Origin of the sequence: Polaribacter sp. BAL334 (assembly GCF_015767435.1) — a bacterium.
GTDB lineage: Bacteria > Bacteroidota > Bacteroidia > Flavobacteriales > Flavobacteriaceae > Polaribacter.
Genome location: NZ_JADWOV010000208.1, coordinates 14,600 through 38,396 on the forward strand (window position 1 = coordinate 14,600; position 23,797 = coordinate 38,396).

21 protein-coding genes and 1 tRNA gene are annotated in these 23,797 nt (G+C 34.0%); 10 read left to right on the top strand and 12 right to left on the bottom strand.

Features of this window, described 5'->3' with window-relative positions; all coding sequences use genetic code 11:
• The first annotated feature begins 26 nt into the window (after nucleotides 1–26).
• The 5 genes from IU405_RS01695 (at nucleotide 27) to IU405_RS01715 (ending at nucleotide 9,322) form a co-directional block, all read left to right on the top strand.
• The gene (locus IU405_RS01695) at nucleotides 27–365 is read left to right on the top strand and encodes a P-II family nitrogen regulator (protein ID WP_197436896.1); all 339 of its coding nucleotides are present in this window, start codon (nucleotides 27–29) and stop codon (nucleotides 363–365) included.
• A gap of 9 nt (nucleotides 366–374) precedes the next feature.
• Nucleotides 375–1,607, top strand: a complete 1,233-nt coding sequence (locus tag IU405_RS01700; protein WP_197436897.1) for an ammonium transporter — start codon at nucleotides 375–377, stop codon at nucleotides 1,605–1,607.
• A 216-nt stretch (nucleotides 1,608–1,823) separates the two neighbouring features.
• The gene (gene gltB, locus IU405_RS01705) at nucleotides 1,824–6,335 is read left to right on the top strand and encodes a glutamate synthase large subunit (RefSeq protein WP_197436898.1); all 4,512 of its coding nucleotides are present in this window, start codon (nucleotides 1,824–1,826) and stop codon (nucleotides 6,333–6,335) included.
• A gap of 4 nt (nucleotides 6,336–6,339) precedes the next feature.
• Nucleotides 6,340–7,803, top strand: a complete 1,464-nt coding sequence (locus IU405_RS01710) for a glutamate synthase subunit beta (protein WP_197436899.1) — start codon at nucleotides 6,340–6,342, stop codon at nucleotides 7,801–7,803.
• Between the two features lie 238 nt (nucleotides 7,804–8,041).
• Nucleotides 8,042–9,322: an FAD-dependent oxidoreductase gene (locus IU405_RS01715; RefSeq protein ID WP_197436900.1), complete on the top strand. Its 1,281-nt coding sequence runs from the start codon at nucleotides 8,042–8,044 to the stop codon at nucleotides 9,320–9,322.
• A 46-nt stretch (nucleotides 9,323–9,368) separates the two neighbouring features.
• Here IU405_RS01715 and IU405_RS01720 read toward each other — a convergent pair whose 3' ends face one another.
• From IU405_RS01720 to IU405_RS01740, 5 genes are all read right to left on the bottom strand, one after another.
• Nucleotides 9,369–9,785, bottom strand: coding sequence for a CBS domain-containing protein (locus tag IU405_RS01720; protein ID WP_197436901.1), 417 nt, complete (start codon nucleotides 9,783–9,785; stop codon nucleotides 9,369–9,371).
• A gap of 132 nt (nucleotides 9,786–9,917) precedes the next feature.
• Nucleotides 9,918–9,991 (bottom strand) — tRNA-Arg (locus IU405_RS01725).
• Entirely contained in the window at nucleotides 9,982–10,230 is a 249-nt protein-coding gene (locus IU405_RS01730) for a GIY-YIG nuclease family protein (protein ID WP_197436902.1), read from the bottom strand. Before IU405_RS01730 ends, IU405_RS01725 begins: the two co-directional genes overlap by 10 nt.
• A gap of 122 nt (nucleotides 10,231–10,352) precedes the next feature.
• Nucleotides 10,353–10,802: a GatB/YqeY domain-containing protein gene (locus IU405_RS01735; RefSeq protein ID WP_197436903.1), complete on the bottom strand. Its 450-nt coding sequence runs from the start codon at nucleotides 10,800–10,802 to the stop codon at nucleotides 10,353–10,355.
• Nucleotides 10,803–10,819: 17 nt separating this feature from the next.
• Nucleotides 10,820–11,269, bottom strand: coding sequence for a retropepsin-like aspartic protease (locus IU405_RS01740; RefSeq protein ID WP_197436904.1), 450 nt, complete (start codon nucleotides 11,267–11,269; stop codon nucleotides 10,820–10,822).
• Between the two features lie 152 nt (nucleotides 11,270–11,421).
• Here IU405_RS01740 and IU405_RS01745 point away from each other — a divergent pair, with 152 nt between their 5' ends.
• Entirely contained in the window at nucleotides 11,422–11,883 is a 462-nt protein-coding gene (locus IU405_RS01745) for a Na(+)-translocating NADH-quinone reductase subunit F (RefSeq protein ID WP_197436905.1), read from the top strand.
• 60 nt (nucleotides 11,884–11,943) lie between these two features.
• Here IU405_RS01745 and nqrF read toward each other — a convergent pair whose 3' ends face one another.
• From nqrF to IU405_RS01775, 6 genes are all read right to left on the bottom strand, one after another.
• Nucleotides 11,944–13,251, bottom strand: coding sequence for an NADH:ubiquinone reductase (Na(+)-transporting) subunit F (gene nqrF, locus IU405_RS01750; protein WP_197436906.1), 1,308 nt, complete (start codon nucleotides 13,249–13,251; stop codon nucleotides 11,944–11,946).
• A 4-nt stretch (nucleotides 13,252–13,255) separates the two neighbouring features.
• Nucleotides 13,256–13,984, bottom strand: coding sequence for an NADH:ubiquinone reductase (Na(+)-transporting) subunit E (nqrE, locus tag IU405_RS01755; protein WP_197436907.1), 729 nt, complete (start codon nucleotides 13,982–13,984; stop codon nucleotides 13,256–13,258).
• An 80-nt stretch (nucleotides 13,985–14,064) separates the two neighbouring features.
• Entirely contained in the window at nucleotides 14,065–14,712 is a 648-nt protein-coding gene (locus IU405_RS01760; protein WP_197436908.1) for an NADH:ubiquinone reductase (Na(+)-transporting) subunit D, read from the bottom strand.
• Between the two features lie 3 nt (nucleotides 14,713–14,715).
• Nucleotides 14,716–15,504 (bottom strand): Na(+)-translocating NADH-quinone reductase subunit C, encoded by a 789-nt coding sequence (locus tag IU405_RS01765; protein ID WP_197436909.1) that lies wholly within the window; start codon nucleotides 15,502–15,504, stop codon nucleotides 14,716–14,718.
• 2 nt (nucleotides 15,505–15,506) lie between these two features.
• The gene (locus tag IU405_RS01770) at nucleotides 15,507–16,706 is read right to left on the bottom strand and encodes an NADH:ubiquinone reductase (Na(+)-transporting) subunit B (RefSeq protein WP_197436910.1); all 1,200 of its coding nucleotides are present in this window, start codon (nucleotides 16,704–16,706) and stop codon (nucleotides 15,507–15,509) included.
• Between the two features lie 4 nt (nucleotides 16,707–16,710).
• On the bottom strand, nucleotides 16,711–18,060 hold the full coding sequence (locus IU405_RS01775) for a Na(+)-translocating NADH-quinone reductase subunit A (RefSeq protein ID WP_197436911.1): 1,350 nt from the start codon (nucleotides 18,058–18,060) through the stop codon (nucleotides 16,711–16,713).
• Between the two features lie 200 nt (nucleotides 18,061–18,260).
• Between IU405_RS01775 and IU405_RS01780 the strand changes: the two genes are divergently transcribed.
• Genes IU405_RS01780 through IU405_RS01790 form a run of 3 tightly spaced genes read left to right on the top strand, consistent with a single transcriptional unit; the run spans nucleotide 18,261 to nucleotide 21,023 of the window.
• Entirely contained in the window at nucleotides 18,261–19,478 is a 1,218-nt protein-coding gene (locus IU405_RS01780) for a DUF5103 domain-containing protein (protein ID WP_197436912.1), read from the top strand.
• A 46-nt stretch (nucleotides 19,479–19,524) separates the two neighbouring features.
• Nucleotides 19,525–19,911: a Co2+/Mg2+ efflux protein ApaG gene (apaG, locus tag IU405_RS01785; RefSeq protein WP_197436913.1), complete on the top strand. Its 387-nt coding sequence runs from the start codon at nucleotides 19,525–19,527 to the stop codon at nucleotides 19,909–19,911.
• 44 nt (nucleotides 19,912–19,955) lie between these two features.
• Nucleotides 19,956–21,023, top strand: a complete 1,068-nt coding sequence (locus IU405_RS01790) for a DUF3667 domain-containing protein (protein ID WP_197436914.1) — start codon at nucleotides 19,956–19,958, stop codon at nucleotides 21,021–21,023.
• Here the strand turns inward: IU405_RS01790 and IU405_RS01795 are convergent.
• Complete coding sequence (locus IU405_RS01795; RefSeq protein WP_197436915.1) at nucleotides 20,998–21,708, bottom strand: NRDE family protein; 711 nt, start codon at nucleotides 21,706–21,708, stop codon at nucleotides 20,998–21,000. The two genes, IU405_RS01790 and IU405_RS01795, sit on opposite strands and share 26 nt — an antisense overlap.
• 369 nt (nucleotides 21,709–22,077) lie before the next feature.
• On the opposite strand from IU405_RS01795, the gene pruA reads away from it, so the two are divergent.
• The gene (gene pruA / locus IU405_RS01800) at nucleotides 22,078–23,703 is read left to right on the top strand and encodes an L-glutamate gamma-semialdehyde dehydrogenase (protein ID WP_197436916.1); all 1,626 of its coding nucleotides are present in this window, start codon (nucleotides 22,078–22,080) and stop codon (nucleotides 23,701–23,703) included.
• The last annotated feature ends 94 nt before the right edge of the window (nucleotides 23,704–23,797 follow it).

Here is a 23,797-nt window from a genome sequence, read left to right on the forward strand (position 1 = left end):
CCGTTAAAAATTATAATAATTATACAATGAAGAAAATTGAAGCAATCATTAGAAAATCAAAGTATCGTGAAGTAAAAGAAGCATTACACGAAGTAGGTGTAAATTTTTTCTCTTATTGGGATGTCACTGGTTTGGGCAATGAAAAAGAAGGCCATGTTTACAGAGGCGTAAGTTATAGTACTAGCGACATCCAAAGACGTTATTTATCCATTGTGGTAAATGACGATTTTGAAGAAGTTACTATAAAAGCCATTTTAAAATCTGCAGGAACTGGAGAAGTAGGTGATGGAAAAATTTTTGTAAGCGACATCAATGAAGCATACAGAATTAGAACAGGTGAAAAAGGAGGACAAACGTTAAACTAAAATTAAAAAATGGAATTACTTACAACAAATAATGTATGGATGATGATCTGTACAGCACTCGTATTCTTTATGCATCTTGGATTTTCTCTTTTAGAAATTGGATTAACAAGACAAAAGAATACATTAAACATTTTATTTAAAAATATTTTTATCATCACAATAGGCTTATTATTGTATTGCTTGGTAGGCTTTAACTTGATGTATCCTGGAGCATTTAATGGCTTTATTGGATTCTCAGGGTTTGGATTGAGCGCTCCACTTACCGCTGAAGGCACTTTAGATTTGGCATATAATGCAGGCTATACTTACTGGACAGATTTTTTATTTCAAGGAATGTTTGCAGCCACTGCTGCTACCATCGTTTCTGGAGCAGTTGCTGAGCGCATTAAAATTGTTCCCTTTATGATATTTACCATATTCTATGTAGGATTGGTATACCCAATTGCAGGTTCTTGGCTTTGGGGTGGTGGTTTTTTAAAGACAATGACTACTCCATTTTATGATTTCGCAGGGTCAACCTTAGTACATTCAGTAGGCGGTTGGGCTGCAGTTTTAGCGGTTTGTTTGTTGGGCCCTCGTATCGGAAAATTCAAAAATGGAAAACCACAAGCAATTCCTGGACATAATATTCCATTGGCAACAGCAGGAGTTTTGATATTATGGTTGGGTTGGGTTGGTTTTAATGGCGGATCTGTCCTGTCTGCTGACCCAGGTTTAACGTCCTTAACTTTAGTTACAACCTGTTTAGCTGCAGCTGCAGGTGGAGTAGTAGCAATGTTGGTTTCGGCAACTATGTATAAAAATTTGGATTTAACCATGTTTTTAAATGGTATTTTAGGTGGGTTAGTTGGTATCACTGCAGGTGCAGATCAAATGAGCCCTACTGATGCTATTTTAATCGGTGCAATTGCAGGGGCTTTAATCGTTTTTGCTGTTACCTTAATTGATAAGTTAAAATTAGACGATCCAGTTGGCGCTATTGCAGTTCACTTGGTATGTGGAATTTGGGGAACCCTTGCAGTTGGGATTTTCGGAGCAAAAGCAGGCGTTGATCAATTTGTAAGTCAATTAATAGGTGTGGGTTCGTATGCTGTTTTTTGTAGCACTACTGCATTTATCATCATATTTACCCTAAAGAAAACTATGGGTATTAGAGTTAGTGAAAAAGAAGAATTAGAAGGTTTAGATGCACACGAACACGGAATGGATGCCTATCCAGATTTCCGATTGAACGAGCAATAAACCGAAAATTAGCTATTTTAAACATCCTTAAAAGTATATTTTTAAGGATGTTTCCTTGTTTTTGTGAATTTGATAATTAATCCTTCTTAAAATACAAATTATACATTTTTAATAGTGATATTTTGATTTCACTGTAAAAGTTATACCAAACAATCAAAAACACTACATTTTATTTAATTAAATATATATTTTTGTGCAAATAATTTAATTAAATACATGGAGAAACAAGGCTTATATTCACCTGAATTTGAACATGAAAATTGTGGTGCGGGATTCATTTGTAACCTTAATGGAGAGCGCACAAATCAAATCATTCATGATGCTTTAGAGATACTCGTAAAACTAGAGCACAGAGGAGGTGTGAGTGCAGACGGAAAAACAGGAGATGGTGCAGGATTACTGATAGATATTCCTCATGATTATTTTAAAAGAGTGTGTGACTTCACACTTCCAAATCCTAGAGAATATGCAGTTGGTATGGTTTTTTTACCAAAAATCAAAAACCAATATGATTTCTGTAAAAACATTTTTGAAAAAGAAATAAAAGCGCAAGGATTGACCGTTTTAGGATGGAGAAAAGTTCCTGTAGATTCTTCTCAATTAGGAGAAATAGCCTTAGCATCAGAACCTATCATTGAACAAATTTTCGTTGGGAAAGCGACTGAAATTTCGGAAGCTGTTTTCAAAGCAAAACTATATGCTGGTAGAAAAATTGCGGAACATGAAATTATCAATTCCAAAATTTCTGAAAGCCACTATTTTTATATTTCAAGTTTTTCGATCACCACCATTATCTATAAAGGCATTATCATGCCCGAAGATATTGGTCCTTATTATTTAGACCTTCAAGAAATAGATTTGGTGACGCGTTTGGCATTAGTGCACCAACGCTTTTCAACAAACACTATGCCTACTTGGGAATTGGCGCAACCTTTTCGTTTGCTTTGTCAAAATGGCGAAATCAATACATTGAAAGGAAATGTGAGCAGAATGCGTGTGCGTGAAGAAATCATGAAAAGCGAAGTCTTTGGTGCTCAAATGGAAAAATTATTTCCCATTATTTTACCGGGAAAATCAGATTCTGCTTCTATGGACATGGTGGTTGAACTGCTTACTCATACAGAACGTTCACTCCCAGAAATCATGATGATGATGATTCCTGAAGCTTGGGAAAAACACCAAACCATGTCTCCAGAAAAAAAAGCATTTTATGAATACAATGCTTGTATTATGGAACCTTGGGATGGTCCTGCTTCTGTACCATTTACAGATGGTGATTATGTGGGCGCTTTATTAGACAGAAATGGATTGAGACCTTCAAGATATACCATCACCAAAAGTGGAAAACTCATCATGTCATCTGAAATTGGTGTGGTGGATATTGAACCTGCTGATATTCTGAAACACGGACGTTTAGAACCAGGAAGAATGTTTTTGGTAGACATGAACGAAGGAAGAATTATTGAAGATGAAGAAATTAAAAACAAAATTGTTTCAGAAAGACCTTATAAAGAATGGTTGGATAAAACGCGTTTGCATTTAAGAGATGTTCCTTACACCAACGAAACGTGCCCAATTGAAACCATTGATATCAAAACCAGACAGCGTTTATTCAATTATACTTTTGAAGATATTCAAGAAGTAATTACGCCTATGGCTCAAAAAGCAAATGAAGCTTTGGGTTCCATGGGAACAGATACTCCTCTGGCTGTTTTATCAGACAGACCTCAATTAATTTATAATTATTTTAAACAATTGTTCGCGCAAGTAACCAATCCTCCTTTGGATGGAATTCGTGAGCAAATTGTAACAGATATCAGTTTAAACCTAGGTAAAGACCGAAATATTTTCAGCATTACACAAAGACAATGTAGAAAACTTCGCATTCAAAATCCTGTGATTTCCAATGCGGATTTAGAAAAAATACGCACCATCAACATTGAAAGTTTCAAAGCTGAAACCATCAAAATATTGTATCCAAAAGCAGAAGGATTGAATGGTTTGGAGGATGCACTCGAGAATATGATTTCACAAGTTGAAAAAGCGTTAGCAAGAAAAACAAACATCATCATTCTTTCAGATAGAGGTGTTTGCCAAGAATTCGCTCCAATTCCTGCTTTGTTAGCTTGTTCTTATGTAAATCATCAAATGAATCGTTTACGTAAACGTTCTTATTTTGACATCATTATTGAATCTGCTGAGCCTCGTGAACCACATCATTTTGCCACTTTATTTGGATATGGTGCAAGTGCTATCAATCCGTATATGGTAAATGAAATCATCAGAATGCAAGTAAAAGAAGGGTTTATCACTGAAATTGATGAACAAAAAGCCGTTGATAATTTCAATAAAGCGATTGGAAAAGGGATTTTAAAAATTATGAACAAAATCGGAATTTCTACATTACATTCCTATAGAGGTTCTCAAATTTTTGAAATTGTGGGATTCAACTCTCAATTTGTTGAAAAATACTTTCCTTATACCACCTCAAGAATTGAAGGAATTGGCTTGTATGAAATTGAAAAAGAAATTCATGAACGCTACAAACAAGCATATCCTAATAATACAATTGATAAAAAATTAGGTTTAAATATTGGGGGAGATTATAGATGGAGACGAAATGGTGAGCGCCATTTATTCAATCCAACTACCATCTCTAAATTACAACAAGCTGTAAGATTGAGTGATCAAGCAAGTTATGATGTGTATGCAAAAGCGATTAACGAGCAAGCTGAAAACTTAATGACAATCAGAGGTTTGTTTGAATTTACAAACCTTGATCCCATTCCAATTGATGAAGTGGAACCTTGGACCGAAATTGTAAAACGTTTCAAAACAGGTGCCATGTCTTATGGGTCCATTTCCAAAGAAGCGCATGAAAATTTAGCCATTGCCATGAACAGAATTGGAGGAAAATCCAATTCAGGGGAAGGTGGTGAGCACAGAGAACGCTTTCAAAAAGACGCAAATGGTGATAGTAGAAACTCTGCCATTAAACAAGTTGCCTCTGGGCGATTTGGAGTAACCTCTCACTATTTGACCAATGCCAGAGAAATTCAAATCAAAATGGCACAAGGTGCAAAACCAGGTGAAGGAGGACAATTGCCAGGTGAAAAAGTATTGCCATGGATAGCAAAAGCTCGTAATTCAACTCCTTTTGTAGGATTGATTTCTCCTCCTCCTCATCATGATATTTACTCTATTGAAGATTTGGCACAACTTATTTTCGATTTGAAAAATGCCAATCGTGAAGCAAGAATCAATGTAAAATTGGTTTCTGAAGTGGGAGTTGGAACGATTGCAGCTGGAGTTGCCAAAGCAAAAGCAGATGTAGTGTTGATATCAGGCTATGATGGTGGAACAGGAGCTTCTCCCCTAACCTCTTTAAAACATGCAGGTTTGCCTTGGGAACTTGGTTTGGCGGAAGCACAACAAACTTTAGTACTCAATAATCTGAGAAGTAGAATTGTAGTAGAATGTGATGGACAGCTAAAAACAGGACGTGATGTAGCTATTGCAGCATTGCTAGGAGCTGAAGAGTTTGGTTTTGCAACAGCACCTTTGGTTGCTTCAGGTTGCATCATGATGCGTAAATGTCATTTAAATACGTGTCCTGTTGGAATTGCTACTCAAGATAAAGAGTTGCGAAAAAACTTTAAAGGAACTCCTGAACATGTGATCAATTTCTTCTATTATATTGCTGAAGAATTGCGTGGAATCATGGCGCAATTAGGTTTCAGAACGTTAGAAGAAATGGTAGGACAAACTCACAAAATCAACGCGAATAAGGTCATCAAACATTACAAAGCAAAAGGATTGGATTTGTCAAGCATCTTGCACAGACCTTCTTCGTATAGAACTAGAATTGTCAGAAATACCGAACAACAAAATCATAACTTAGACAACGTCTTAGATTTTACCATTTTGAAAGACTCTCACAGAGCGCTTTACAGAAAAGAGAAAATGACATTGTCCTATCAAATCAAAAACATCAATAGAGCTGTTGGAGCAATTGTAAGTAATGAAATCTCTAAGATTTATGGATTTCAAGGGCTTCCAGAAGACACCTTGAACATCCATTTTACAGGTTCTGCAGGACAAAGTTTTGGAGCATTCAGTACTTTCGGACTTACTTTTACGCTGGAAGGAAATACGAATGATTACCTTGGAAAAGGATTGTCAGGTGCAAAACTGATTATTAAAAAACCCTCTAAGGCTGATTTTATTGCTGAAGAAAATATCATTGTTGGAAACGTGTGTTTATTTGGAGCTGTGAATGGTCAGGCATATATCAATGGAATTGCAGGCGAACGTTTTGCTGTTAGAAATTCAGGTGCTATTGCAGTTGTAGAAGGTGTTGGAGATCACTGTTGTGAATATATGACTGGAGGAAAAGTAGTCGTTTTAGGAAAAACAGGCCGAAATTTTGCAGCTGGAATGAGTGGTGGAATTGCCTATGTTTTTGATTCAGAAAATAAATTTGTGAATGGATTGTGCAACACAGAAAGCATTGAATTTGAAACAATTGCTGACGATGATGCCAATGATTTGAAAATGTTGATTGAAAAACATTATGTATACACCAACAGTCAAAGAGCTAAATACTTGCTAGAAAATTGGGAAAATACCCTTTCTAAATTCGTGAAAGTGATGCCAACAGAATACAAAAAAGCATTGAAACGATTAGAAACAGAAGAAGAACTATTTGAAGAACTAACAATCGCATAATGTCATGGGAAAAGTAACCGGATTTAAAGAATTTGAAAGACAGGATGAAACCTATGTTCCCGTAGAAGAACGTGTAAAACATTATAAAGAATTTACTGTTCCTTTATCTGAAGAACAAATAAAAAAACAAGGATCTCGTTGCATGGATTGTGGGATTCCTTTTTGCCATAGTGGATGTCCGTTAGGAAATCTCATTCCTGATTTTAATCACATGGTACATCAAGGAGAATGGCAAAAAGCTTCGTGGATATTACATTCCACGAATAATTTTCCTGAATTTACTGGACGTTTATGTCCTGCTCCTTGTGAAAAATCCTGCGTTTTAGGATTGATTGAAGACCCTGTTTCTATTGAAAATATTGAAAAAAATATTGTTGAAAGGGCTTTCAAAGAAGGATGGATCAAACCACAACCACCAAAAAGCAGAACTGGTAAAACCATAGCAATTATAGGTTCAGGACCTGCTGGTTTAGCAGCTGCACAACAATTAAATAGAGCTGGACATTTGGTTACCGTTTTTGAAAGAGATGATGAAGTGGGTGGTTTACTTCGCTATGGAATTCCAAATTTTAAAATGGAAAAGGAAATCATTGATAGACGAATCGCAATTTTAAAAGCCGAAGGCATTGAGTTTAAAACCAATATCAATGTTGGAGTAAATTATAGCGTAAAAGAATTAAAATCTTTTGATGCCATCGTTCTTTGTGGTGGTGCCACAGAAAAAAGAAGTTTACCAACTCCAGGCATTGACGCTGATGGTGTTGTACAAGCCATGGATTTCTTGACACAACAAACCAAAGTTTTGTTTGGCAAAAAAGTAGAAAATCAAATCATGGCTACTGACAAACATGTCATTGTAATTGGTGGTGGAGACACAGGATCTGATTGTATTGGAACCTCCAATAGACATGGTGCTAAATCAGTAGTGAATTTTGAAATCATGCCAAAACCTCCAGGTCATCGTTCACCAGCAACACCTTGGCCATTTTGGCCTTTGCAGTTAAAAACCTCTACTTCTCATGAAGAAGGTGTTGAGAGAAATTGGCTAATCAATACCAAAGAGTTTATAAAAGATGAAAATAACAAGCTTATTGCGTTAAAAACTGTGAATGTAGAATGGAAAATGATTCCAGGGGAAAGACCGCAATTGATAGAAGTTGAAGGTACTGAAAAAACATGGCCTTGCGATTTGGCACTATTAGCTTTAGGTTTTACAGGACCAGAAAAAACGTTGGCTGAAAAACTCGGAATTGAAATAGACAGTAGGTCAAATTACAAAGCTGACTATGGAAAATATCAAACGAATGTTCCTAATATTTTCACAGCTGGAGATATGAGAAGAGGACAATCGTTAATTGTGTGGGCCATTTCTGAAGGAAGAGAAGCTGCAAGACAAGTGGATTTATACTTGATGGGAAAATCTGAATTACCCTCTAAAGACATTGCAGGTGATTTGGTCGCTATGTAATTCCATTTTACAAAAAATTCCACCTCTAAAATTTAAAGGTAATTAATATAAAAGGGACTATAAGTCCCTTTTATATTTTGCATAGCCAAAATACTATTGATATGCATAGAAAAAATATCCTTAAAAAACTGCAACTAAATTCAACCAACGAATTAATAGGATTCGCTTACGAAAATTATATTTGATTCGATTACTAAGCAGTATATTTGTAATTATTTTTTAAAAATCGCTCTATTCAATGAAAAAATCCGAATATAAAATTCACATCATTGGCGCAGGAATTAGTGGCTTGATTGCAGCAAAAGTGTTAGAAGAGCATGGCTATCATCCTACTATTTTGGAAACAACAGCTACTGTTGGAGGTCGTGTAAAATCAGATGTTTTTGAAGGATTTACTTTAGACCATGGTTTTCAAGTTTTACTGACTTCGTATCCTGCTGCAAAAAAATACTTGGATTTTAAAGCGCTTGATTTACAGGTATTAATGCCTGGAGCAACTATTTTTAAGGAAGGAAAATCGCAAACAATTGGAGATCCCATTAGAAATATGTCACTGCTATTTTCTACGATATTTTCAACAGTTGGTAGTTTTTCTGATAAAATCAAAATCCTTCAACTCAATGCAGTTTTAAAGAAAAAAGATTTGAAAAAAATCTTTGCCACTCCAGAAAAAACAACCTTACACTATTTGCAAGATGTTGGTTTTTCTAACACTATGATTACCCAATTTTTCAAACCCTTTTTCAGTGGAATTTTCTTAGAACCGAATTTGGAAACTTCCAGCAGAATGTTTGAATTTGTCTATAAAATGTTTGGAAATGGTTTTGCTGCCATTCCAAAAAAAGGAATGCAAGCCATTTCAAATCAATTGTTTGATTCTCTTGAAAACACCAACATAGCATTTCAATCTCGTGTAAAAGAAATAAAAAACAACTCCATTATAATGGCTGATGGAACAACAATTGAATCCAATTTTATCATCATTGCCACTGAAGCTAGCTCCTTAATTTCCAATTTGAACAATCAGGAAATTGAATGGAAAAGTTGTGATACGCTCTATTTTGAAACCAAAAAACGAAGTATTCAAAAACCCATCATAGGATTGATTGCTGATGAAAATACACTAATCAATAATATTTTTTATCATACAAGTGTGGCGACTTCAAACACTACAAAAAATGAATTGTTATCGGTAACAGTTGTGAAAAACCATCAGTTGAACGAACAAAGTTTGATTGAAAAAGTTCAAAAAGAATTGGAAATTTTTTGTGGAATTAGAGATACTACATTCTTACAAAGATATGAAATCAAAAAAGCGTTGCCCAAGCTAACAAATCTACAATACAAACTTTCTCATACAGAAACTCAACTCAATTCAGCTGTATTTTTAGCGGGTGATGTATTGCTCAATGGTTCTTTGAATGCTGCAATGATTGCTGGTGAAAAGGCTGCTCTTGGCGTTATAAAAACGTTGGAAGATGGATTAATTGTTGACGAATTGACCTCAGAATATCAATAAAGAAGAGGAGAATTTTATCGGAAATCTTCCTCTTCTTTATAAAGTATTACATATGTTTTACTAGGAATTTAATCAAATCGGTAGTGGTGACAATGCCTACTAATTCATCATCTTCCACCACTGGCAATGCATGAAATGCTTTTTCAGCCAATAACATTCCTACTTCTTTGATGGTCGAATTTGGTGGCACCATAAACAAGTTTTTAGTCATAACTTGTTCAATAGAAAACATATCATATACATAAGCTTCAATGTTTTTTTCATCCAAAGTAACATCAGGAAAACTCACTTTTAGAAAATCAACATAACTCAACATCCCAATGATTGCTTTATCCGAAACTATGGGAATGTGTCTAATTAATTTTTCTTCAAAAATCTTTTTTGCGTCACCTAATTGATCATTGATATTGAGGGTAATTAGATTTCTTGTCATAATCTCAGAAACAAAGTATTCTCTTTTCATGTGTAATTATAATTATTTTTATGAGATTCAAAGGTGATGAATTTGCTTCTTGGAAATAATGATATTTATCAGTTATTGAAATTTTACATCATAAAAAAACCTCCAACTTAAATAAAGCTGAAGGTTAATTTGTGACTCCAGAAGGATTCGAACCTTCAACCGTCAGAGCCGAAATCTGATATTCTATCCAATTGAACTATGGAGCCTTTTTAATTATTTTTTTTAGATATTCTCTTCCTATTCCTGATTTTAAATATTTTTCTCTTTCCCTTGCAGCTGTTCTATCGGTCACTTCTTCGAAATAAACTAAAACCCAAGGAGTATATGCTTTTGTTGAAGCTGTCTTTTTCGAATTATGTTCTTTTATTCTTTTCTCTAAATCATTTGTAAAACCTTTATAAAGCCTTTTATCTCTTTCACTTTGTATTACGTAAACAACATACATATTGTAATCCTTTAAATTTAGAAATCTGATATTCCCTGCCTACGGCAGGCGAGTATCCAATTGAACCCTGCCTGCCGCAGGCAGCCCTACCTGCGGCAGGCAGGTATGGAGCCAAATATATACTACGCTAAATGTTTTTTTACCAAATCAGCAATCATTTTACCATCTGCTTGACCCGCTAATTTTTTAGAAACAACACCCATTACTTTTCCCATATCTTGCATTCCTGACGCACCAAGCTCACTGATTGTTGCTAAAACCACATTCGAAACTTCGTCCTCTGAAAGTGCTTTTGGTAAAAATTGCTCTAAAACAGCAATTTCAGCTTGCTCAGGTGTTGCTAAATCTTCTCTCCCTTGTTGTAAGTATATGGCTACACTGTCTTTTCGCTGTTTTACTTGCTTTTGAATAATTTTTATTTCTTGCTCCTCAGTCAATTCTGATTGCGCTCCTGTTTCGGTTTTTGCTAATAAAAAGGCAGCTTTTACAGCTCTTAAGGCTTGTAAAGCAACAGTATCTTTTGCTTTCATAGCCTCTTTCATTTTATCCATCACTTGTACTTGCAAACTCATATTCAATCGTTTTTATATTATTTTTTTATTTTTTTTAAATACAATACATTTTTATTGTAGTCAATAAATGCTTTTCCTTGTCGTAAAATATCTGCTCCAATGATACCATGAACTTCTTTCGCATTGTGCTGCACCAATGCCGTATTTACATGCGATAAATTGAACAATACTAAATGACAATCCTTGGTTTTCCAATCGCCAATTTTTAAAGAATTATGTTTAGATTCTTGCGTTTCCATATCAATTGCTCCTGCACCAGCCGCTTTTGTATCACTTTCTGTCGCATCCAACTTAAAAAATTCAATCCTATCCAATCCAACACAAGAGTTGGAAGCTCCTGTATCTAAAATAAAACGCCCTTTGATATCATTGATTTTCGCCTTCAATTCCAGATGGTTTGTGGCAATATTTTTGAGTTTTATTTTGACGTATTTTTCTTTGAATAATATTTTTTGAATCTTTTTCATTCAGATGATTTTGGGAATCAAAAATACAATTTAATCATTTCAGAAAAAAACCTTACGAGAGTATAATTTAATTTTATTCTAAATACAATGATAAATTTTTCTTAATATGATTTCTAAATCTTATTTCTTAAATTAGTAAAAATTTTGAACACATGAAAACAACGAAAAGATTAGAACAAGCTCTCATCAAATTATACAATGCGTATCACAAAAACTTGCTGAATCCTGAGGATTGCAAAGCATGTGCAGTGGGTAATATCTTGGACAATCATGATAGTTGGAAAATTCTAACGGAAGGGCATGGTTCGTTAAAACTGAGTTATGTTGGGAGAGTTCATGAAAATTTGGGTAGAAAATTTAATGGATATTCTCCTTCTGAAATTTTACACATTGAAAAAGTATTTTTGGAAGCTTGTGGGTTTAAAACTCCTTTATGTCATTACAATAAAAGACCATTATTCCCAACATCCAAAGAGGTTTTGTTTGATGGATTAGTGGCTGTTGTAGGTTTGCTCTGTCAATTTGACAATATTGAAAATGTCATGGATTATTCAAAACTTTTTGAACAAGAAAATGGCGAGCCAACCTATCATCTTGAAACTTTATTGGCATAAAAAAAAATCGGTTTAAGGATTCTTAAACCGATTTTTTTTATTTTAAATTGGATTGATTTCTTATCCACCAAAATCATCAAAACGAATATTTTCATCTGGGATTCCAAAATCTTCACCCATTTTTTGAACAGCTTTGTTCATCAATGGTGGTCCACAAAAATACAATTCGATATCTTCTGGAGAATCGTGTTTGCTTAAATAATTGTCAATCACACAATTGTGGATAAATCCAACAAATCCATCTCCTTCATCATTGATGTCTTTTTTCACTTTCCAATTATCTTCTGGCAAAGGCTCAGATAAGGCTAAATAGAATTTAAAGTTTGGAAAATCTCTTTCTAAAGATTTGAAGTGATCAATATAGAACAACTCTCTTTTTGAACGACCTCCATACCAATAGGTAACTTTTCTACCCGTTTTCAATGTTTTGAACAAGTGGTATAAGTGAGAACGCATTGGAGCCATTCCTGCACCACCACCAACATATAACATTTCTGAGTCTGACTCATTGATGAAAAATTCACCATAAGGACCTGAAATGGTCACTTTATCTCCTGGTTTTTGAGCAAAGATAAATGACGATGCTACTCCTGGATTTACGTCCATCCAACCATTTTTTGCTCTATCCCAAGGTGGTGTTGCAATACGAACATTCAACATGATTTCTCTTCCTTCTGCTGGAAAAGACGCCATAGAATAAGCACGTTCTACAGTTTCATTATTTTTCATCACTAAAGACCACAACCCAAATTTATCCCATTCTGCTTGAAATTTATCAGGAGTTTCATGTTCTTCTGGATGTGCAGTAATGTCAATATCTGAGTATTTTATTTCGCACTGAGGAATTTCAATTTGAATATATCCTCCTGCTTTATATCCCATGTCTTCAGGAATTTCTACTACAAATTCTTTGATAAAGGAAGCAACATTGTAATTTCTAACAACGGTTCCTGCCCATTTTTTAATCCCAAAAACTTCTTCAGGAATGGTGATATTCATGTCTTGTTTTACTTTTACTTGACATGCCAAACGTGCTCCAGATTTCAATTCTTTTTTGGTAAAATGAGGCGTTTCTGTTGGTAATGCTTCTCCTCCACCTTCTAAAACGTGACATTCACATTGAATGCATGAACCTCCACCACCACAAGCTGAAGGTAAAAATATTTTTTCATTTCCTAAGGTAGTCAAAAGTGTGCTCCCTGAAGCAACTTGAATTTTCTTTTCACCATTGATGGTAATAGTTACTGGACCAGAAGGTGATAACTTTTGTTTTACAAATAATAACAATGCTATTAAAATCAAAGATATGATTAAAAAAGCTGTTACTGTTGCAAAAATAGTTCCTGTTATGCCTGTTGCTAATATCATGCTACTATTCGTTTAAAGTTGTGTTTTTAGCTACGATGTCTTTCGTGTCTTCTTTTTTAATTTCTTGCTTTTTAATGACTGCTTTTACTGCAGGTTTTTCAGCAGGTTTTTCATCACCACCTGTAAGCATACCTCCAAAACTCATAAATCCAATGGCCATCAATCCAGTAATGATAAAGGTGATTCCCAATCCTCTCAATGCGGGTGGAACACTTGAATATCTGATTTTTTCACGAATGGCAGCAATCGCTAATATCGCTAAAAACCACCCAATTCCTGAACCTACTCCATAAGTTAACGCCAATCCTAATGTAGGAATTTCACGTGATTGCATGAATAAACTTCCTCCTAAAATGGCACAGTTTACAGCAATTAGCGGTAAGAAAATTCCCAATGAATTGTATAAAGCAGGTGAAAATTTTTCTACAATGATTTCTACCAATTGCACCATGGTTGCAATCGTTGCAATAAACATGATGAAGGATAAGAAACTCAAATCATAACTTGCAAATTCTGGACCTAACCAAACCAATGCTCCTTCTTTCAAGATGTATTGATCTAACAACCAGTTCAATGGAACTGTAACTGCCAATACGAAAATTACTGCAGCACCCAATCCTACTGCTGTAGAAACTTTTTTGGAAACAGCAAGGTATGAACACATTCCTAAGAAAGTGGCAAAAACCATGTTGTCTATAAATATCGATTTAAAAAATAATTCTATGTGTTCCATATTATTTAGTTTTCAGTTTTCGGTTTTCAGTTTTTAGTGAACATTTACATGTAAACTGTGACTGAGTACTGTTAACTTTATTAATTTTCCTCTATTAATGCTTTATTTCTTGAACGTTGAATCCAAATGATGACTCCTACAACTATCAATGCCATTGGAGATAACAACATAAATCCGTTGTTTTCATAACCAATTGCATACAATCCTGATTTTTCTATTGGGTCTCCTAAAACTTTAAATCCTAATAAGGTTCCTGAGCCTAATAATTCTCTGAAAAAACCAACAATTATAAGAATTAACCCATATCCTGCAGCATTTCCAATTCCGTCTAAGAAAGATCTCCAAGGACTATTTCCCAAAGCAAAAGCTTCAAAACGTCCCATGATGATACAGTTGGTAATAATCAATCCTACAAAAACAGAAAGTGTTTTGCTCAATTCGTATGCAAAGGCTTTTAAAACCAAATCCACAATGATTACCAAAGCTGCTACAACAACTAATTGAACAATAATTCTGATTTTTGATGGAATGATATTTCTCATTAAAGAAATTACCACGTTTCCTAAAGCCAATACAAACATTACAGAAATCGCCATTACAATAGAAGCTTTCAATTCAGCTGTGATTGCTAATGCCGAACAAATTCCTAAAACTTGAATCGTAATTGGATTATTATCTGCTAACGGGTCTATAAGTAATGCTGTATCTTTTTTTGATAAAAGTCCCATAATTTAATTTTTTAATGATTGAAAATAAGGTACATATAATTGTAAATCAGATTTTATCATTGCAGTAACACCATCGCCTGTAATGGTTGCACCAGCTATTGCATCTACTTTATAATCTGTTTTTCGTTCGTTTTTTGGATCGTTATTTCCTTTAGCAACAGTAACTCCTTTAAAGTCTCCTTCATCTGTCAACAAATGTTCACCAATAAAATCATCCATAAAATAACGTTGTGTGATGTTTGCACCCAAACCTGGAGTTTCTCCTTTATGATCAAAATAAGCTCCTTGAATGACCATGTTTTGGTCCAAGGCTACATATCCCCAAATGGCATCCCAAAGTCCTTTTCCATAAATAGGAGCAACATAAAATGTTTTTCCCTCTTTTTCTCCAACAAACAAAGGTAATTTTCTTGTTTTTCCCTCTTTTGCTAAAGATTGTTGTTTTTTTACATCAATCAAATAGGGTTCTTGCCCACTATTTTCATCCATGTATTCTTTTCTGGTTTGTAACTTGATGACTTTATCATCTTTTACTTCAAGTACGAATTGTTCTTTTACAAACTTAGAAAACTCTTTTCCTGCAACAGAAGCAGCTACAAAGTTGGCACTGGATTCATCATTTTCATTGATACCCATTGCATACAAAATATTTTGTTGCTTTTCTATTCGCTTATTTTCATCAATATTTGGCTTTAATGATGTTGCAAAATACGCCAATACTGAACCCACAATGACTACCATGATAATGGCAAAAATTACGGTATATACATTACTATCTGTTTTCTTACTCATGATTAGGCAGTTTTAACTTTAGCACGTTTCAATCTATTTTTTACATTCGCTTGCACTACATAATGATCTATGGTTGGTGCAAAAACGTTCATCAATAAGATTGCTAAAAATACTCCTTCTGGATAGGCTGGATTGAATACTCGAATCATAATGGAAATAAACCCAATTAAAAATCCGTAAATCCATTTTCCTTTGTTGGTTTGTGAAGCAGTTACAGGATCTGTTGCCATGTAAACAGCACCAAATGCCAAACCACCAATCATTAAATGTTCCCACCAAGCTGTGCTCATCAATCCATAAAACTTGCTTGATGACGTAATGATATCTGCCGCAACTACTTGATTAAAAATCATTCCCATGGCTGCAGCTCCTAAGAATGTGGAAACGATAATTCTCCAACTTCCTATTTTAGTAAAAATCAAAAATGCAGCACCTAAAAGGATTAAAAAGGTAGAAGTTTCTCCTACTGAACCTGGAATAAATCCAAAGAATTTATCAAAAGTCGAATAAATTACTTCTTGGTTTTGTGCATAACTTCCTAAAATAGTTTCACCTGAAATCGCATCAGGAGTTCCTGCTCTATTGACTGCATCATAAACCCAAACCTTATCTCCAGACATCCATGTTGGATAGGCAAAAAACAAGAATGCTCTGATGGTTAATGCAGGATTTAGAATGTTCATTCCTGTTCCTCCAAAAACTTCTTTTCCTATTACTACTCCAAAAACTACAGCAACTGATAACATCCAAAGTGGTGTATCAACAGGTACAATTAATGGGACTAACATTCCAGTTACTAAATATCCTTCTTCTACTTCATGACCTTTGATGATGGCAAAAATAAATTCCACTCCAAGTCCTACTGCATAAGAAACAATGACTAGAGGCAACACTTTTATGATTCCAATCCAAAGATTATCAAACGTAAAAAAGTTTGCTAAAACATCTGTTCTTAGTGATGGATCAATTGCTGCATAATGTTGATATCCAGCATTGAACATTCCGAAAATCAAACAAGGAATCAAAGAAAGGATTACCATGTTCATCGTTCGTTTCAAATCATCTGCCGCTTTTATATGAGTTCCTCCATGAGTCACATCATTTGGCATGTATAAAAAAGTATGAATGGCATTAAAAGCAGGAGCCATTTTGGTGCCTTTATACTTTTCTTTTAAATTGTGTAAATTTTGTTTTAAGCTCATATTCTTATCCTAATTCTTGTCTCATTAAATCTAAACCTTCGCGAATTATTTTTTGATGTGGCTGTTTTGACACACAAATAAATTCGGTCAACGCAAAATCTTCAGGAGCTACTTCATAACCCCCTAACGCTTCCATTTCATCTAAATCTTTATACATAAATGCTTTCAATAATTGCATTGGATAAATGTCTAAAGGAAAAACGGCTTCGTAAGAACCTGTAACTACAAAGGCTCTGTGTTCACCATTGGTATTGGTCGTTAAATCGTACTTTTTATTGGGATTCAACCATGAAAAAGTAAACGCTCTTGTTGTTGAAACTTTGTCAAAAACAGGTTTGTTCCAACCAAAAAATTCATAATCATTTCCTTCAGGAATGGCTGTGATTTGGTTGTCATAATATCTTAAAAATCCTGTTTCTTTTATTTTGGTTCCTGATAAAACGTTTCCAGAAACAATTCTTGTGTTATCCGTATCTAAATTTCCTTTCGTAAAATCAGCAACTGATGCTCCAATAATAGCAGAAACATACTGTGGTTTTGAGAATTTAGACCCTGTCAATGCAACAATTCTGGTAGCATTGAATTTTCCGGTCAATAATAATTCTCCTATTATTACCAAATCTTGAGGTGTTACCACCCAAACAACTTCTCCTTTATTAATCGGATCAATTTTTGCAATTTGAGTCCCAACATTTCCTGATGGATGTGGTCCTGAAACCTTGTGCAATTCAAAACCCGTCAATTTTGCAAAAGGCGAATTGCTATTTTCTCCTACAGAAACATGTACTTTGCCAGTTGTCAATTTTGAGATTGCAGTAATAGCGGCTTGTAATTCAGCTTCTTTACCTGCCAAAGTATAATCTAAGTCAGCTGCCAAAGGCGCACTTGCGTAGGCTGAAATAAAAATTGCTTTGGGCGCTTGATTTGGATTTGCCACAACATCATAAGGACGTTGTTTGATAAATGGCCAACAACCTGCTGCAAAAAGATGTGTTTTCACTTCTTCTGCGGTCATTCCTGAAACCTCTTTTTTTCCAAAATCTTTGAAATCTTGTTGAGCGTCAGCAGCAATTTTAACAGTTAATACTTTTCTTCTTTCACCACGAACCACCTCAGTTACTGTGCCAGAAACAGGACTTGGAAATAAAATTCGCTCATCACTTTTAGAATAAAAAAGTGCTTCACCAGCTTTTACTTTTGCGCCTTCTCTAGCAATTAATTTGGGTGTAATTCCGTGGAAATCTTCTGGTTTAATTGCATACACACTACTTAAAGAAGATTGAGTAGTGGTCTTTTCTGCAACACCAACAAGCTTAATATCTAAGCCTTTTTTAATACGAATGTCCTTTGACATAGTAAATTGGAATTTTAGTTATCTAAAAAAATCATGCAAATTTAAGGCTTTACACATCATTTATTAAATAAATTTTTACATAAATTTTCTTAAATTTATTATTTATAATAATTCTAAATTATGATTTTTAGCACCTATCCAATTGGCTATTTTTGGCTCAAAATTTGATATTTATGAGAATTCAATGTTATATTTGTATCATGAAGTCACAAGTATTCTCAATCTTTTTTACTTTTTTTTGCGTGACTATTTTCTCGCAAAACATCAAATCTATTCAATTAAGACCTTTGCAAGAAAATAATTTTTCGGCAATTGTACCTCTAGGAACGGTGCTTGAATTGTCTTTTGATGATTTGGATAATGACAATAAAGAATATCAATACAAAATTCAACACATGACGCATGACTGGCAACCAAGCAGATTGCTTTCAAGCCAATATATTAACGGTTTTGATCAAAATAACATCAACACAATCACCAATTCTTTCAATACTTTTCAGAACTATACGCATTATTCCGTACAAATTCCGAATCAAAATTCGGTGATTACCAAAAGTGGCAATTACTTGTTATCGGTTTTAAATGATGATGACGAAGTTGTTTTTTCAAGACGATTTGTACTGTATGAAAATGAAGTTACTGTGGGTGTAAATGTGTCAAGAAGTAGAAATGCAAAAGCATTGCAAACACAACAAACTGTTGAATTTGTAGTGAGCCATCCCAAATTACGCATCAATAATCCTTCTCAAGAGGTGAATGTTGTCATCCTAAAAAATGAAAATTGGAACGAAACAATTACAGGTTTGCAACCTACATTTTTTCAACAAAATGTGTTGCGATATTCCTATAATAACAATACCAATTTTTGGGGAGGAAATGAATATTTGAATTTCGATACAAAAATCATCAGAAATAATAGTTTGAATGTTGTCAAAGTGGAAAGAAGAGATATTTTTCATCATTATTTGTATCCAACTGATGTAAAAACATTCCAAACATATAAATACAATCCTGATATCAATGGGCAATTTGCCATCAGAACTTTGGAAGGAAGTGACACTGCCACAGAAGCAGATTATGCCATGATGCATTTTACTTTGTTAACAGAGGAGCCTTATGCAAACAAAGATGTTTATGTGTTTGGTGCCTTTAATAATTTCCAAATAGAAGAAGAAAATAAACTATATTATAGTCCAAATACAAATAGCTATTTAGGAGAAATCCTTTTAAAACAAGGGTTTTACAATTATGCTTACGTAACTGTTGACAAAAATAATGTCATTGATAAAAATGAAATTATGGGTTCGTTTTTCGAAACAGAAAACGAATACAAAGTGCTTTTTTATTTCAAAGCTTTTGGTGCTTTGTATGACAGAGTTGTTGGTGTTGGCATGAGTAGTTTCAGTCAAAATAGGTAGCGAAAAAAAACTTGTTTTTAATGATAAAAAAACTATATTTACGTTTATGGTAGAACAAATCACAAAAGGGATAAAAATTACTGTAAGAACTGATTTCAATGGTTCTAGTTACAGAAATAATCGTTTGTATTATATTTTTGCCTACCACATCACTATCGAAAATAATTCTCCTCAAACGGTTCAACTAAAAGAAAGATATTGGAATATTTATGATTCTTTACAAAAAATTGAAATTGTAACAGGGGAAGGTGTTATTGGACAAACGCCTTTATTAAGACCAAGTGAATCCTATTCTTACAGTTCTGGTTGCTTTTTAGAATCAACAATTGGTGCCATGAAAGGACATTATGTAATGATTGATGTTCATACTTTAGAAGAATTCAAAGTTTACATACCTACGTTTCAACTCATAATTCCTACGTTATCAAACTAGTAAAAAGAAAAAATACTGCCCTAAAAATTCAAGATGCTTCTTGTTTGAATTGCGGTCATCCATTCTCTGGGCACGAAAATTTTTGTCCTGAATGTGGTCAAGAAAACAAAGGAAGTAAAATTACTTTCAAAAGTTTTGTTCACGAACTTTTTAATGGATTTTTCAATTTTGATGCAAAGTTTTGGCGCACTTTAATTCCACTTTTAATAAAACCAGGCAAAGTTTCTAGAGATTATATTGAAGGAAAAAGACAGCGTTACACCAATCCTTTTCGGTTTTATTTAGCGGTTTCTATCATCTTTTTTTTATTGGTGGGATTGTCTATCACCAAGAAAAAATACGAATCATTTGCAAAAGAAAGTAAAACTACTTTTACAAAAAAAACAGTAAAGAAATCAGAAAAAGCTACTAAAAAGAATATTGATTCAATCATTAAAAAGACCAATGCACAACTAGACAAACCTTTTATTCCTGATGTAGTAAAGAAAACAGCACTTGAAGAAATAGAAAAAGAAGCTAAAGACACCACAAAATCAAACAAAGAAGATGTAATAATTCAATTTGGTGGAGTTACAAGATTGGATAAATTTGGCGTATTTAATCAAAAAAATCCAGATATGCCTATGGATGACGCTTTAGATTCTTTAAAATTTGAGAAAAATTTTACGAATCGATTTTTGTATACAAGAGTAAAAGCTGTCAACTCGTTTAACGAAAGTGAAGAAAATAGAGAACGATTTTTTAGTCAAATGCTTTCTTATGGTTCAGTTGCCTTGTTCATTCTTTTACCTTTTTTCACCTTATTTTTAAAGTTTTTTTACATCCGTAGAAAATACACCTATGTAGATCATTTGATTTTTGTTTTTCATACGCAAACTGTATTTTTTATGCTGTTTACCATTTTTATACTGCTAGAAATTTTTGGATTAAATCCTACTGAGTGGATTTTTATCATCCTTTTTTTATTGTATTTGATTTTAGCTATGAAAAATTTTTATCAGCAAGGATATATCAAAACCTTTGCAAAATTTATTTTATTGAATCTAAGTTTTTTGATAGTTGCTTCAATAGGAGTTGCTTTACTTTTTATATTTTCATTTGCACTTGCATAACAGCGTCATCAAGCAAATCTAGATAAGTCATTTTAAGAATTTTATCTCTTTTTTTGATGGATGTAATACTTACAGTTTCTACAAAAGTGCGCTTCATTTTTAGGGCAATTTCTTGAGTTCCTTTGGTAGCATCTTGATGAAACGTCAAAATTTTATCTTGCGAAAATACCTTATTTTCTTGCAACCATTCTGCAAACCAAACTTCTCTTTCTGATGTCATTTCTTGATTGTATAAAGTTGCTGAAGACCAAATTTTGGGTGTTAAATCCAACTGCTGAAAGTGTTTTTTTTCACCATCCCAAATCAATTCAAAAACCTTTAATTCTTTTTTAAAATCAATTAAAACCAACGTAAAAGGTTCAATATCTAAAAAATGAGTTTGATGAATTTCCGAAACTGCATCCTCAACAGCTAATAATTCTGTTACAATAATTCCCCTACTTTTTCTATAAAATTCCTTTCGATGATGTTTTTCAAAAGCGCCATTCAGCAAACAAACTAATCTTTTACGATTGCTTGCACCAATCCAAGTTCCACCTGCAAATGCATCTTTTGGATAGAGCAACTCAACATCATTTTCTTGATATATTTTTGGAGAAATCGTTTTACGCAAAGGCGTTTCATCACGATTGGACGTCAAGATAAAGTTGTCATTCTCAAGAGGCAAAAAACTTACAGTACACATTTAAAAAACATATTTTTTATTACTTTGACACTTATTTTTAGAATAAAATTAGACACAAATTTCACGAATTTCACCAATGCTATTCAACAATCTTTCGTGAAATTAAAAACTCCACCATTCGTGAAATTTGTGCAATTCGTGTCTTAAAAATCACAAAAAAAGAGACACTAATTTCTCAAATTTCACAAATTCTAATCAATTATAATCAGTGAAATTAGAAGCTATCATTGTTCGTGAAATTTGTGTAATTCGTGTCTACTATATTTCAAATAATTATGATTTTAAGCCCGAAAAGTACGAAAACGTTTGATAAAAATTGTACCTTTACGACTTCAAAATTTGTCGTACAAAACCTAAAAAACATACAAAATGACAAGAGGATTTTTTAATGTTCCAAAAGCAGTAAACGAACCTGTAAAAGGCTATGCTCCTGGTTCAAAAGAAAGAGAAGAATTATTAGCCACGTACAAAAAAATGATTTCAACAACAGTGGATGTGCCAATGCATATCAATGGTGAAGAAATTAGAACTGGAAACACCAAAAAAATAAGACCTCCTCATGATCATCAACAGGTTGTTGGGCAATTTCATAACGCAGACAAAAGTCATGTAGAACAAGCAATTGCAACAGCTTTGGCTGCCAGACAAGCTTGGTCAAGCGTCAGTTGGATGGAACGTGCTTCTATTTTTTTAAAAGCCGCTGAATTGTTAGCAGGTCCTTATAGAAACCGCATGAATGCTGCAACAATGATTGCACAATCTAAAAATGTACATCAAGCAGAAATTGATGCTGCCTGCGAAATGATAGATTTTTTCCGATTCAATGTGGAATATATGACCGATATTTTCAAAGATCAACCTGCTTCTGCACCTGGAATTTGGAACCGAGTTGAATACAGACCTTTGGAAGGTTTTGTGTATGCAATAACGCCTTTCAACTTTACATCCATTGCTGCAAATTTGTGTGCAGCTCCAGCTTTAATGGGAAATGTGGTGGTTTGGAAACCTTCTGATCATCAAGCGTATTCTGCTCAAGTCATTGTTGATTTGTTCAAAGAAGCTGGTTTGCCAGAGGGCGTTATCAATGTCATTTATGGTGATCCCGTAATGATTACAGATACTATTTTGGCTTCTCCAGATTTTGCTGGATTGCATTTTACGGGTTCAACTACGGTTTTCAAAAACTTGTGGAAACAAATTGGAAACAACATTCATACCTATAAAACCTATCCAAGAATTGTTGGAGAAACTGGAGGAAAAGATTTCATTTGGGCACACAATTCTGCAAATCCATTGCAAGTAGCCACTGCCATTACCAGAGGTGCTTTTGAATATCAAGGTCAAAAATGTTCAGCGGCTTCAAGAGCGTATATTCCTACTTCCATTTGGGATGAAGTAAAAAAACAGTTGATTTCCCAATCCAATGAACTGAAAATGGGTTCTCCTGAAGACCCTTCAAACTTTGTAAATGCAGTTATTCACGAAGGTTCTTTTGACAAAATTGCAAGTTATATTGACGCTGCAAAAAAGGATGCAGATGCCGAAATTATCATTGGTGGAAATTATGACAAATCAAAAGGTTATTTTATTGAACCTACTGTGATTGTTGCAAAATCTCCAACCTATCCAACCATGACTACAGAGTTATTTGGACCCGTAATTACCATTTATATTTATGAAGATGCTGATTGGGAACAATCCTTGCAATTGGTGGATGAATCTACTGAATATGCTTTGACAGGTGCTATTTTTTCAAAAGACAGATACATCGTTGAAAAAGCATCCAAAGCATTAGAAAATGCTGCTGGGAATTTTTACATCAATGACAAACCAACAGGTGCTGTTGTGGGTCAGCAACCATTTGGAGGTGCAAGAGCTTCAGGAACCAATGACAAAGCAGGTTCTGCTCAAAACTTATTGCGTTGGACATCTGTAAGATTGATTAAAGAAACGTTTGTAACTCCAGAAGATTATAAATATCCTTTTTTAGGGTAATCTAAAATTATAAAAAAAGCCTTATAAATATGTATTTATGAGGCTTTTTTTATTCTCTTAATCCTAGTATGCAATTATTTTATTCAATACCTAC

Coding starts and splice junctions, on each gene's coding strand:
- IU405_RS01775 (WP_197436911.1), bottom strand. CDS start 18,060: ATGTCAAAGGACATTCGTATTAAAAAAGGCTTAGATATTAAGCTTGTT.
- IU405_RS01695 (WP_197436896.1), top strand. CDS start 27: ATGAAGAAAATTGAAGCAATCATTAGAAAATCAAAGTATCGTGAAGTA.
- IU405_RS01745 (WP_197436905.1), top strand. CDS start 11,422: ATGAAAACAACGAAAAGATTAGAACAAGCTCTCATCAAATTATACAAT.
- IU405_RS01735 (WP_197436903.1), bottom strand. CDS start 10,802: ATGAGTTTGCAAGTACAAGTGATGGATAAAATGAAAGAGGCTATGAAA.
- IU405_RS01760 (WP_197436908.1), bottom strand. CDS start 14,712: ATGGGACTTTTATCAAAAAAAGATACAGCATTACTTATAGACCCGTTA.
- IU405_RS01740 (WP_197436904.1), bottom strand. CDS start 11,269: ATGAAAAAGATTCAAAAAATATTATTCAAAGAAAAATACGTCAAAATA.
- pruA (WP_197436916.1), top strand. CDS start 22,078: ATGACAAGAGGATTTTTTAATGTTCCAAAAGCAGTAAACGAACCTGTA.
- gltB (WP_197436898.1), top strand. CDS start 1,824: ATGGAGAAACAAGGCTTATATTCACCTGAATTTGAACATGAAAATTGT.
- IU405_RS01700 (WP_197436897.1), top strand. CDS start 375: ATGGAATTACTTACAACAAATAATGTATGGATGATGATCTGTACAGCA.
- IU405_RS01710 (WP_197436899.1), top strand. CDS start 6,340: ATGGGAAAAGTAACCGGATTTAAAGAATTTGAAAGACAGGATGAAACC.
- IU405_RS01765 (WP_197436909.1), bottom strand. CDS start 15,504: ATGAGTAAGAAAACAGATAGTAATGTATATACCGTAATTTTTGCCATT.
- apaG (WP_197436913.1), top strand. CDS start 19,525: ATGGTAGAACAAATCACAAAAGGGATAAAAATTACTGTAAGAACTGAT.
- IU405_RS01780 (WP_197436912.1), top strand. CDS start 18,261: ATGAAGTCACAAGTATTCTCAATCTTTTTTACTTTTTTTTGCGTGACT.
- IU405_RS01770 (WP_197436910.1), bottom strand. CDS start 16,706: ATGAGCTTAAAACAAAATTTACACAATTTAAAAGAAAAGTATAAAGGC.
- IU405_RS01720 (WP_197436901.1), bottom strand. CDS start 9,785: ATGAAAAGAGAATACTTTGTTTCTGAGATTATGACAAGAAATCTAATT.
- nqrE (WP_197436907.1), bottom strand. CDS start 13,984: ATGGAACACATAGAATTATTTTTTAAATCGATATTTATAGACAACATG.
- IU405_RS01795 (WP_197436915.1), bottom strand. CDS start 21,708: ATGTGTACTGTAAGTTTTTTGCCTCTTGAGAATGACAACTTTATCTTG.
- nqrF (WP_197436906.1), bottom strand. CDS start 13,251: ATGATATTAGCAACAGGCATAACAGGAACTATTTTTGCAACAGTAACA.
- IU405_RS01730 (WP_197436902.1), bottom strand. CDS start 10,230: ATGTATGTTGTTTACGTAATACAAAGTGAAAGAGATAAAAGGCTTTAT.
- IU405_RS01715 (WP_197436900.1), top strand. CDS start 8,042: ATGAAAAAATCCGAATATAAAATTCACATCATTGGCGCAGGAATTAGT.